The organism is Gottfriedia luciferensis, assembly GCF_001712755.1.
In the GTDB taxonomy this organism is placed as follows: Bacteria; Bacillota; Bacilli; order Bacillales; family Bacillaceae_G; genus Gottfriedia; species Gottfriedia luciferensis_B.
Genome location: NZ_MDKC01000003.1, coordinates 227,419 through 239,724 on the forward strand (window position 1 = coordinate 227,419; position 12,306 = coordinate 239,724).

The window sequence follows — 12,306 nt, forward strand, 5'->3', positions numbered from 1 at the left end:
TTATTAAAAATTAAATAAAAAAATTTTTTTTTTGTACAAACCCTATTAGACAAAATGGCTAGAAAAAAACGTACAAATTGTATACAATTTTTAGCACTAAACAACAAAAAAGGTCAATCTGTATATTTACCATATATTGGAAAAATTAAAATTTCGATATAACAAAAAGATGCATAGTAAATACTCTTTTAAAATTGTTGTATCTCAAGTTGAGGGGAATAGTCAGAGAAGTAGGAATTTTGTTGTCTTTTGTTTTAACAAAAAAAGAGGAAATATAAGTAATTGGAAACAGCATTAACGATAGAAAAATTGGCAAATGAAAAAGCTAGGTGAATCCAAATTAGGATGTTCACCTAGCTTTTTATTTTATAAGTGCAGTAAACCAAAGTTGTAAGATCTTACTCAGCGTGATGTAACATATACGTATAAGCTGTGTCGTAAAGGTGCTCTAAATCAGCATCCGTCATGAAAACTAAGTCCTCAGTTGAAAATCCTTTTGTTAATTCCAAAAATTGAACCATGTTTTTACGCTCTTCTCTACTCATCATTAACAACACTCCCTTTGATTTAAATTAATGATTAATTTGTTTTAAATCTGTGTTAATACAATGTACTTATTTGTATTTTATTATATAACAGAAAAAGCAAAATGTGCTAGTGATTTTTACTAAATAAGGAAAAAATTATTTTTATCATTTCATTGATTATTATTCAATTTATAGCTCATTAATTATTCTGAAATAATATCTAATGTTACAATTTTCATTAATGAATGTAACATAACTAGACCAGTTTGTAAGGGTTTCCATAATGTGGATAATTAATCCGACAAAATACCTTGTTTTATGGGAAATTTAACCAAATTTCCCTATATCTAGATTAATTTTTACTTAACTTTTTGTTAAGTAATTGTTATACTAGGCACTGTTGAATATGAGGGTATATTTTAATAGAATAATAAACAGTTAGATTATTAGGAGGAAATGATGGAAGAGACGATTAGTTTACAGGAATTGTTCGGCGTTATTAAGAAACGTCTAATCATGATAATTAGTATTACAGTTGTAGCCACAGTGGTTACAGGAGTCATTAGCTTTTTATTTTTAACCCCAATTTATCAATCTTCAACTCAATTATTAGTTAATCAAAAGGAAACAAAAGATTCTTCGATTTATCAGAATAATCAAGTTCAAACAAATGTTCAATTGATCAATACATACAATGTCGTAATTAAGAGTCCAGCTATTTTAGACGAAGTTATTAATCAATTAAATTTAGATTATACAGTTGCAGAACTGACTAAAAATATCACAGTTACAAGCGAAACAAACTCACAAGTTTTTACAGTTACTGTACAAGATCCTAATCCAGAGCAAGCACAAGCGATTGTAAATACGATTGCAAGTGTATTTCAGGAAAAAATTAAAACAATTATGAGTGTAAATAATGTAACTGTTTTAGCAAAAGCAGATTTAAGTGAAAATCCGATTAAACCAAATAAGAAATTAAATGTAGCAATTGGTTTTGTTGTTGGATTAATGATTTCAGTTGGTATTGCATTCTTACTTGAGTTTTTAGATAACACAGTAAAAACTGAAAAACAGCTTGAAGAATTATTGGAGTTACCGATTCTAGGTGTCATCTCTGAAGTTACAAAGGGGAAAATCACTCCTAAAATAAATTTAAAATTGGGAAAGGGTGCGTAAAATGGTTAAAAAAACGACTAAAGAAAAATTAAAAAGATTTCTTATTACATTAACAAACCCTAAATCACCATTTGCAGAACAATATCGAACAGTTCGTACGAACATTCAATTTTCTTCAATCGATCGAAAAATAAAATCAATTTTAGTGACATCTTCTGAACCATCAGAAGGTAAAACAACAACAATTGCCAATCTTGCTATTACGTATGCTCAGCAAGAAAAGAAAGTACTTTTAGTAGATGCAGATTTACGTAAACCGCAATTGCATTCAGATTTTAAATTAGAGAATTTTAAAGGTTTAACAACTGCAATTGCACAAGAAAAGTCCTTAAAGGATGTAATACAAAAAACAGATATTAGCAATCTATCAATTCTAACTTCGGGTCCTATTCCACCAAATCCATCTGAACTATTATCTTCAGAGAAAATGAAGAAATTGATTGCACAAATGTATGAACAATATGATGTGATTCTTTTTGATGCTCCTCCATTGTTAGCAGTTACAGATGCTCAAATCATCTCACAAGTATGTGATGGTACGATTTTAGTTGTCCGTAGAGGATACACGGCAAAAGAAAAAATTAAAAAAGCAAAAGAGCTATTAACACTAGTAAATGCAAATATCCTAGGTGTTGTATTAAATCGAGCGGAACAGGATAAAGACGGTTATTACGATTATTATGGTAGCGAAAAATGATTGATATTCACTGTCATATTTTACCTGGCCTAGATGACGGTCCAATAACAATGGAAGATAGTATTAATATGGCTCGAGCAGCCGTGGACAATGGAATTCATACAATTGTTGCATCACCTCATCATCAGAACGGACGATACAATACAGACAGAAAAACAATACTTGAAAAGGTAGAAGAGTTAAATCTTGTATTAAAACAAAAAGATATCCCTTTAACGATTCTACCTGGACAAGAGGTAAGGCTATATGGTGAATTGATTCAAGACCTTGAACTTAATCAAATTGTTTCAATTAATGATGGAAGAAGGTATGTATTATGTGAGCTTCCATCATCCCATATACCGCATTTTGCAAATCGGTTATTTTATGAGATGCAAGCAAACCGCATTACACCAATTCTTGTTCATCCTGAACGAAACAAGGTTCTTATAAACGAACCATATATTCTTTTTGACCTTGTCCAAAAAGGTATATTAACTCAACTAACTGCTTCTTCAATAACTGGTAATTTTAGTAAAAAAATTCAAAAGTTTGCTTTTAAATGTATTGAGGCAAATTGGGTACATACTATTGCATCAGATGCACACAACACGAAAAATCGGAATTTTGAGTTAATTGAGGCGTATGAGATCATCCGTGAAAAATTTGGGATAGATACTGAGTTCCAATTGAGAGAAAATGCTCAATCAATTGTGAATGGCGACATTCTTTATCCAGAAGAACCTCTTAAATTAAAACAGAATATTTTTGTTCGTTTACTAGGAATCTAATAAATGATCGGTGATATCTCCTTACCGTTATTAATGGGGGTACTCGGCTATATTGTGGTAGATGATGAAATTGATTAGTTTTCCATTTATCTTAATACAAATAGACCTTATGAAATCACTCAAACAAAACAGGCTATGCGTATTCGAGAAAAGGAGTAACAAACTTGAAATGATCTGCTTAGACGCCAGTCGTCAGAGGTATAGTGTGAGGAGGGGTTAGATGCCCTAAATTATATTTAATTTAAAAAAATATAGAGTTTCTTCTTGTGTATTTATTCACATGAATATAGAAGTGGAAACTTTATTAATTTGGGGAAAGCAATGGAGGGACTTAGAAAATGAAGAAAGTAAGAAAAGCAATTATACCAGCAGCGGGTTTAGGGACACGCTTTTTACCTGCAACAAAAGCAATGCCGAAAGAAATGCTACCAATCGTAGACAAACCAACAATTCAATACATTGTTGAGGAAGCCATTGAATCTGGAATTGAAGATATCATTATCGTAACAGGTAAAGGGAAACGCGCAATTGAAGATCATTTTGATTATTCATATGAGCTAGAACAAAATTTATTAGAAAAAGAAAAATATGCATTATTAGAACAGGTTAAAGCGCCGTCTAATATTGATATTCATTATATTCGACAAAAAGAACCTAAAGGACTGGGTCATGCGGTGTGGTGTGCGCGTAATTTTATCGGCAACGAACCATTTGCGGTATTACTTGGTGACGATATTGTAGAAGCTGAAACACCAGGATTAAAGCAGCTTATGGACCAATATGATAATACATATTCTTCAGTAATTGGTGTTCAAACAGTACCAGAAGAAGAAACACATCGATATGGCATTGTTGAACCGATTATGCAAGAGGGCAGAAGATATGAAGTTAAAAACTTTGTTGAAAAACCAGCTCCCGGGACAGCTCCTTCTAATTTAGCGATTATGGGGCGTTATGTATTTACACCTGAAATCTTTATGTACTTAGAAGAACAATCAATCGGTGCAGGTGGAGAAATTCAGTTAACTGATGCGATTCAAAAATTAAATTCAATTCAACGAGTATTTGCATATGACTTTGAAGGTAAACGTCATGATGTTGGAGAGAAATTAGGATTTATTAAAACAACAATTGATTTTGCGTTAAAGAATGAAGAATTAAGAGAAGACTTATTGACGTATTTACACGAAATGTTAACAGTTAATATTAAATAAGGATGGATGATCAGATTGAAGGCTATGGGTTTAAAGCAATCAGAATATACTTCCCAACCACTCTTATCGAAGGAAACTGTTGAAAAAAAATGGATCTATTTATTTAGCAAGAGGGTAATGGATTTACTTGGCGCGATTATGGGCCTTTTAGTTTTATTACCGGTCTTTATTGTAGTAGCTATTTTTATTAAGTTTGAAGATCCAAAAGGCCCGGTTTTCTTTTATCAAACTAGAGTTGGAAAAGATGGAAAAGAATTTAAAATGTACAAGTTCCGTTCAATGGTAACTGATGCTGAAGAACGCTTAAAGGAACTTCTACAATATAATGAAGTTTCAGGTGCAATGTTTAAAATGAAGGATGATCCAAGGATTACTAAAATTGGTAAGTTTATTCGTAAAACTTCTATTGATGAGTTACCGCAATTCTTTAATGTCTTATTAGGTGACATGTCACTTGTTGGACCTAGACCACCACTTCCAAGAGAAGTTGAAGAATACTCAGATTATGATATGCAAAGATTGCTGGTAACACCAGGATGTACTGGTCTTTGGCAAATTAGTGCTAGGAATAGTGTTGGTTTTAATGAGATGGTCGAATTTGATTTAGCCTACATAAATAACAGAACGATTATTTATGACATTAAAATTATTTTAAAAACGTTTGGCGTTTTATTAGGAACAAAGAATGCGTATTAAAAAATAAGAGGGAGTAAATAAATGAATATATCAGTAGTTGGAACAGGGTATGTTGGGTTAGTAACTGGAGTAGGCTTGTCAGAGATTAACCATAACGTAACATGTGTTGATACAAATCCTCAAAAAGTTGATTTAATGTCAAAAGGAAGATCTCCTATTTATGAACCAGGATTAGAGGAATTAATGGAAAAAAATATTAAGTTAGGCAGGTTGAGATTTACAACAGAACACAAAGGTGCATTTAATAATTCAGACGTAATCTATATAGCTGTAGGTACTCCTGATAATGAAGATGGAACTGCTAATTTAACATATATAAATCAAGTAATTGATGTGATTGCAAATTCTATAACCGAAGATAAAATTATAGTTACAAAAAGTACTGTACCTGTGGGAACGAATCATTTAATAATGAAGAAATTGAATGAAAAGCTACCTAACCATATAAAAGTAGAAGTAGTCTCGAATCCTGAATTCCTAAGAGAAGGATCTGCGATAGAAGATATATTTCATGGAGATAGAATTGTTATAGGAGCTGATAACCAATTAGCTTCAGAGATAATTCGTGAAATTAATAAACCTTATAATATACCAATTTTTGAAACGGATATTCGAAGTGCTGAGATGATTAAATACGCTTCAAATGCATTTTTAGCTACAAAGATTAGTTTTATTAATGAAATTGCAAATATTTGTGAAAAAGTTGAAGCAAATGTTGAAGAAGTTGCGTTAGGCATGGGAATGGATTCTCGAGTAGGAAATCAGTTCTTAAGGGCTGGAATAGGGTATGGAGGATCTTGCTTTCCAAAAGATACAAAAGCTTTAAAGAAAATTGCAGAAAATGTTGATTATGATTTCAAATTGCTAAGTTCTGTTATCGAATTTAATAATAGACAACAAAGAAAGCTTTTAGATCAAGCAATAAATGACTTTGGGACACTTAAAGGAAAGACGGTAGGCATACTTGGGGTGGCATTTAAACCAAATACAGACGACATACGTGAGGCATCTTCATTGGTAATAATTCGTGATTTAATTAAGATGGGGGCAAAAGTAAAAGTATATGACCCGGTAGCAATTGATAATGCAAAAAAGGAACTACCGATAGAGGTCGAATATAAAAACACGGCGCTTGATGCAATTAATAATACTGATTTAGTTTTCATATTAACAGAATGGGATGAATTCAAAAGTATACCTTTAGAGTGTTTTACTGATAGTATGTTGACCCCAAATGTTTATGATGGTAGAAACTGTTTTGACTTAGAAAATGTTAAAAATAGTGGAATTAATTATTGCTCAATTGGACGGAAATATATTAAAAACCAGAAAGTAAAGTTATAAATAAAAAATTATAGTGTTTATAAATTTGAGGAGAGAGTATTATGAGAGTTTGTTTTGCAGCATCCTCTGGAGGACATTTAGAGCAATTAATGATGCTTTATCCTTTGATGATAGAAAATGATAGCTTCATATTTACAGAAAAAACAACTTTTAATTATTACTATAAAGGTATAGAGTGTCATGAAGTTTTCCAAATTAATAGGCGTGAAAAGTTGTTTATAATCAAGTTAATTATGCTAATATTTATTACTTTTTTTGTCTTAATTAAAAGAAAGCCGGATGTAATAATATCAACTGGAGCACTCGTTACTTTACCATTGTGTTTAGTTGGTAAAATTTTCGGTAAAAAAATAGTTTTTATTGAATCCTTCTCAAAGGTTAACAGTCCCACGTTAACAGGAAGAATTGTATACAAGTTCGCGGATTTATTTATTGTTCAATGGGAAGATATGAAAAAAGTTTATCCTAAAGCAAAATATGGAGGCGGAATTTATTGATTTTTGTAACGGTGGGATCTCAGAAGTTTCAGTTTAATAGATTATTAAGAAAAATAGATAGCTTGATAGAAGATGAAAAGTTGAAAAGTACAGAAATATTTGCACAAATTGGTTATTCGGACTATACGCCTAAGTACTATGAGTTTAAAAAATTTCTCGATAAGAGTGAGTTTACTAGAATACTCCATAAAAGTAATGTTGTAATTACGCATGGAGGAACGGGTTCAATAATTAATGCTATTAAAAATAACAAAAAGGTAATCGCTTTACCTAGATTATCAGAGTATGGAGAACATGTTGATAATCATCAGCTAGAAATCACTAGTCAATTTAGTGAGTCAGGAATAATTGTTTCCGTTGAAAATGAAAATGAATTAGACAAAGCGCTTATTGATATACATTCACGAGAACTCACCCCCTATGTTTCAAATACTGAAAATGTTATAAGGATAGTGAAAGAGTTTATATATTAATTTTAAAAATATTTAGGGATGACAAAAATGGTAAATAAAATCAGGAAGTTATTGTTCATTTTTTTAGTTTTTTTTCCAATCTTAAAGTTATTAAGTGTTTATGTTGTAGGTCTTCCTAAAATTTATGAACCGATTTTAATGTTAATATCAGTAGTTTTAGTGATAATTGAAAATAAAACAGTACGATATTGGATAATGTTTTTTTTACAAATGTTAGTCTTGTTCTTTATTATAATAAATGTATTTAGAGAAGATTCTTATATAGAAAAAATAAATTTATTTAGATTTATCACACTTTTTAATTTGTTAATTTTAGCTGGTAAAAATAGCTTCTTAATGGATGCTTTAAAGTTTATAAATAAATTTAGAAATATTATTATACTTCAAATGTTTGTTGTGTTTTTTTTCTTGTGGGTAATGTTTATAACAAAAAAGGGATTTTACTATTTTTCACCTTGGCAAATGACAATATTTAATCCTTATTCGCAGATAATGGACGGTGTTTCACATGATTTCGTATATCATTTAATTTATCTTTATTTGCTTATTAAAAATATAAAAGTATCAAAATTAGTTGAATATTTTTCGATAATTTCTATTTTGATTTTTGCATTTTTTACTGGGGCACGTACACCCTTCGTAGTTCTTTTGTTACTGATACTTTTAATTAATAAGCTATATAAAAATAAATTATTTTGGATTATATCAATCATCTTAGTACCATTAGTTTTAACTTTTGATAGTTTTTGGTCAAGTCCTATGGTACAAAAAATTTTAATAACTTCTGAGAATGGTCAAATTTCCAATGGAAGAGATAGTTTTTATTTAATAGGAATAAAGGACTTCATTACTAACTTTAATATTATTGAGAAGTTAATAGGTAAGGGTGTAAATTATGATCGAAAATTATTATATTACACTACAGGTTTAAAAATCTGGTCACATAATGATTTTATCAATATAGCATTAACAAGCGGATTGTTAGGTATATTTATGTATATATATGCTTTTAATTTATATTTTAAAATGCTTTTTAAGAAAGCTGGTTTTTTCCATACAGCATATATTTGTGTGATATTTATGTCGTTAGCATTTTTTAATGGATTATATGTTTATCAGGATTCTTCATACTACTTTGTACTTATTATTCTTATTTACTTTAGCAATTTGAGAAATACAAACATGGAAAAGTAAAAGTACTCAAAAATTTTATTTATGGGAGAAATGATAAGTTGAGAAAAATATTATTTGTTATTCCTTCACTAGGGGGAGGGGGAGCCGAAAGAATTTTAGTTGATTTATTAAATAAAATTGTATCCCTTGATACGGAAAATAGATATAGCATTTCAGTATTCTCAATTACTGGAGGAGTCCTTGAAAGTCAATTAAGTGAAAAAATAAAGATTATTAAAATACTCAAAAATAGTTCTTTTACTAGTTGGAAGTTTAAAGCTATTAAAATCTTTTTAAGGTTAATTAGTCCAAAAATGTTAAGAAATATTTTACGGTTAAAAATTAAAGAAAAATACGATACTGAGGTCGCTTTTTTAGAGGGTTTTCCAATAAAGTACATCTCAAAAAGTTTGAGTGAGAAAATAGGATGGATTCATACAGATCTAGATAACTATAATTATTGTAAGAATTATTTTTTAAACAAAAAACAGGAAACTAGAATCTATTCAGAAATAGATCGACTTGCGTTTGTTTCGAGTAATTCCAAAGCTGGTTATATTAAATACTTTAATTTAGAAAAAAATTCTGAATTAAAAGATAAATTATTCACTTTGGAAAATCCAATAGATATCGATAGAGTTGAGAATTTAGCAAAAAGAGATTGTGATATTACTGATAAATTTATATGTAGTGTGGGAAGATTAAGCCATGAAAAAGGCTACGACAGACTAATAGATGCTTTTAGTAAGATAAATTCTGAGAATTTGAAATTAGTTATTGTCGGTAGCGGACCATTAAAAACAAAAATTTTAGAGTTAATAAAGGAGAAAAAATTAGAAGAGAAAATCATAATTATTCCTTTTACAGATAATCCATATATATATATAGCTAATGCTGAATTTTTCATATCTTCTTCTAGAGTAGAGGGCTATCCTACGGTAGTTACTGAAGCATTAATATTAAAAAAACCGGTTGTTTCAACAAGAACAGGTGCAGCAAGTATATTAAAAGAAGGAAAATATGGACTGTTAGTAGATAATAGTACTGAAGGTATATACAGCGGAATAAAAAGGATGGTTTATGAGAAAGAGGATTATCTACTAAAATCTTTAGATATATATATAAATGTTAAAAATGAAAATAAGCAAAAATTAGATAAGATACTATCTTTTTTAAATCTATAAATAAAATTAAGCTTTTATATTTTTGGAGGTAGAGTTGTGAGGAAATACACAATCCCCAATAAAGCATTTATCACTGTGATTATTCCTGTATTTAATGTAGAACTATATATTGAGGAATGTTTAAAATCATTGTTAGATATAAATATTGATAATCTTCATTTCTTGGTTATAGATGACGGGTCGACTGATAACAGTGCAAGTATAGTTAGAAAATATGCAGAATTAGACAGTAGAATTAAGATAATCACGAAATCAAATGAAGGCTTAGGTCCAACTAGAAACGTAGGAATCATAGAATCAAGTAGTGAATATATAATGTTTTTAGACGCGGATGATTACCTAAAGCCAAGTGAATTTCATAAATTATACAATTTTTTAATTAATTCAACTGATGAGATAATTATCTATAATGGTAAAGGTTTTTATGATGATACACGTAAAATTTGCAAAGAAAAATATTTTGATATTAATAAAGAGTTTAATAAATTAAAAGAAAATAATAAAGTAGACTATTTATTGGATTTTCACTCAGCTTGTTTGAAGGTATATAAATTAGATTTTTTGAAAGAAAATAATATATTATTTCCTAATGAAAATGTGTATGGGGAAGATGTTTTATTCTGGCTAAAATGTTTAGCAATGTGTAATAGTATAAATTATATTGATTTGTATTTATATTATAGAAGATATAGAAGTGGATCAATTATGTCTAATATTGAAAAAAACGCTATTGATAGGATTAATAGTTATGTAGAGTTATCTTCCATTTCTGATAGTAAAGTTTTTGAAAAATATATAAGGTACTACTTGTTTAAGTGGTGGGGAAGATTAATCCTTAATTCTAATAGTTTAAATTTTAACATCAAAAAATCTAATGATTTTATGAATATAATGTTTAAAAATGCTACAAAGTTAGATCAAATTAAATTTAAAGTATGGAATAAAAAAATAAAAGTATTTATTAAATTAATAATTATTATGGAAATTATTTATAGAAAAATAAAAACTAAGGCATATGAATTTAAAATTTAAGATAATTTAATTTCTAATTCAATACTGATTAAGGATAATAAAATGAGAACTAAAAAAGCAATAATTAATTCTTTATCAAACGTTGTTACCTATATATTATTAGCGATATTAACCTTCTTTTCTAGGAAGATTTTTCTAGAAAATTTGGGTGTTAATATTGCAGGGTTCGGCTCATTATTACAAAATATAATGGGCCTTTTAAGCTTAGCAGAACTTGGTATCGGAATTGCTATTTTATATGCACTTTATAAACCATATAACAATAGAGATTTTGAAAAAGTGGTTGGTTTAGTAAAATTATTTGGTAAATTTTATAAATGGGTAAGCTTAATTATGATATTAATGGGTGGAATTGTGGTATTCCTACTACAATACTTTGTAGATGGACAAATTCCATTAGGCGAAGCACAATTATATTTTATCATTTTTTTAGTAAATAACTGTGTGACTTATTGGTTTAGTTATAAATTTTGTCTACTAAATGTATCCCAAAATACTTATTTAATATCTCTATATGATTTTATTTTTAAAGTTTTAGTTATTAGTCTACAATTACTAGCAATGATTTCATATAACTCATATCTGTTTTATTTGATAATAATGTTTATAGGAAATTTAGCTTATTTAATAACAATAAATTTCATTATAAATAAAAAATTTCCTTGGATAAAAACAGTGGAAGGTAAAATAAGTGATAATGATAAAACAAATGTGTTTAAGAATATTAAAGCACTTTTTGTTCATAAATTAGGAAGTTTTGTAGTTTTTTCATCTGATAATATAATGATATCTTTATTTATTAATTTGGCGACTGTAGCGAACTTTACAAATTATACGATGATAACAAATACATGTAATATGATTATTGGTAAATTGTATGAAGGAATATCTCCTAGTTTGGGTAATTTGCTATTAGAAAAAAATGAAGATGAAAAATATTATATTTTTAAAAATCTTTTTTTCTTAAATTTTTGGATAGCGTCTTTAACTACTATTGCTTTATTTAATATGATTAATCAATTTATTATTATTTGGTTAGGAAAATCGTATTTACTGGACGATTTATCTCTTATTTTTTTAATAGTAAATTTTTATCTTACTACAATGAGACCTTCTGTTGAAAAATTTAAAGAAGTAAGTGGATTATATTCTCAGGATAAATATGCACCAATAGTAGAATCCATAATAAACATAATATTTTCTATAATCTTTGTTAAATTTATTGGATTATCAGGAATATTATTAGGTACATTACTAAGTAATTTATTAGTTATTTTTTGGATAAAACCAAAAATTGTATTCAATAATATATTCAATAAAAGTGTATATGAGTATTTTTATTTATATTTTAAATATATAGTATTACTTAGTGTTCCTTTAATATTAACAAGAACTATTGTTACACTTATAGATATTAATAAAAGTAATTCTATTAGTGCATTTATATTAAATGGTGTTATTAATCTTATAATAATAAATCTATGTTATACTATATATTTAAAATATAAATAAAAATACTC

At 28.3% G+C, this 12,306-nt stretch carries 13 protein-coding genes; 12 read left to right on the forward strand and 1 reads right to left on the reverse strand.

What is annotated here, in order from left to right; all coding sequences use genetic code 11:
• Positions 1-398: 398 nt before the first annotated feature.
• Complete coding sequence (locus tag BED47_RS05535; RefSeq protein ID WP_175403455.1) at positions 399-548, reverse strand: BH0509 family protein; 150 nt, start codon at positions 546-548, stop codon at positions 399-401.
• Positions 549-986: 438 nt separating this feature from the next.
• Here BED47_RS05535 and BED47_RS05540 point away from each other — a divergent pair, with 438 nt between their 5' ends.
• The 12 genes from BED47_RS05540 (at position 987) to BED47_RS05595 (ending at position 12,298) form a co-directional block, all read left to right on the forward strand.
• Positions 987-1,706 (forward strand): YveK family protein, encoded by a 720-nt coding sequence (locus BED47_RS05540; RefSeq protein ID WP_069032776.1) that lies wholly within the window; start codon positions 987-989, stop codon positions 1,704-1,706.
• A 1-nt stretch (position 1,707) separates the two neighbouring features.
• On the forward strand, positions 1,708-2,403 hold the full coding sequence (locus BED47_RS05545; protein WP_069032777.1) for a CpsD/CapB family tyrosine-protein kinase: 696 nt from the start codon (positions 1,708-1,710) through the stop codon (positions 2,401-2,403).
• Positions 2,400-3,173 carry a tyrosine-protein phosphatase gene (locus tag BED47_RS05550; RefSeq protein WP_069032778.1) on the forward strand — a complete coding sequence of 258 codons (774 nt, stop codon included), beginning with the start codon at positions 2,400-2,402 and terminating at the stop codon, positions 3,171-3,173. Before BED47_RS05545 ends, BED47_RS05550 begins: the two co-directional genes overlap by 4 nt.
• 338 nt (positions 3,174-3,511) lie before the next feature.
• Positions 3,512-4,387, forward strand: a complete 876-nt coding sequence (gene galU / locus BED47_RS05555; protein WP_069032779.1) for a UTP--glucose-1-phosphate uridylyltransferase GalU — start codon at positions 3,512-3,514, stop codon at positions 4,385-4,387.
• 24 nt (positions 4,388-4,411) lie between these two features.
• Entirely contained in the window at positions 4,412-5,083 is a 672-nt protein-coding gene (locus BED47_RS05560; RefSeq protein ID WP_069032797.1) for a sugar transferase, read from the forward strand.
• 21 nt (positions 5,084-5,104) lie between these two features.
• Positions 5,105-6,427 (forward strand): UDP-glucose dehydrogenase family protein, encoded by a 1,323-nt coding sequence (locus BED47_RS05565; RefSeq protein ID WP_069032780.1) that lies wholly within the window; start codon positions 5,105-5,107, stop codon positions 6,425-6,427.
• A gap of 41 nt (positions 6,428-6,468) precedes the next feature.
• Positions 6,469-6,924, forward strand: coding sequence for a PssD/Cps14F family polysaccharide biosynthesis glycosyltransferase (gene pssD / locus BED47_RS05570; protein WP_069032781.1), 456 nt, complete (start codon positions 6,469-6,471; stop codon positions 6,922-6,924).
• Complete coding sequence (gene pssE, locus BED47_RS05575; RefSeq protein WP_069032782.1) at positions 6,921-7,397, forward strand: PssE/Cps14G family polysaccharide biosynthesis glycosyltransferase; 477 nt, start codon at positions 6,921-6,923, stop codon at positions 7,395-7,397. Before pssD ends, pssE begins: the two co-directional genes overlap by 4 nt.
• A 27-nt stretch (positions 7,398-7,424) precedes the next feature.
• On the forward strand, positions 7,425-8,591 hold the full coding sequence (locus BED47_RS05580; RefSeq protein ID WP_069032783.1) for a hypothetical protein: 1,167 nt from the start codon (positions 7,425-7,427) through the stop codon (positions 8,589-8,591).
• Positions 8,592-8,629: 38 nt separating this feature from the next.
• Positions 8,630-9,754, forward strand: coding sequence for a glycosyltransferase (locus tag BED47_RS05585; protein ID WP_069032784.1), 1,125 nt, complete (start codon positions 8,630-8,632; stop codon positions 9,752-9,754).
• A 36-nt stretch (positions 9,755-9,790) separates the two neighbouring features.
• Positions 9,791-10,786: a glycosyltransferase family 2 protein gene (locus tag BED47_RS05590; protein ID WP_069032785.1), complete on the forward strand. Its 996-nt coding sequence runs from the start codon at positions 9,791-9,793 to the stop codon at positions 10,784-10,786.
• Between the two features lie 42 nt (positions 10,787-10,828).
• A complete protein-coding gene (locus BED47_RS05595) occupies positions 10,829-12,298 on the forward strand; it encodes a lipopolysaccharide biosynthesis protein (RefSeq protein ID WP_069032786.1) in 1,470 nt (489 codons plus the stop codon).
• The last annotated feature ends 8 nt before the right edge of the window (positions 12,299-12,306 follow it).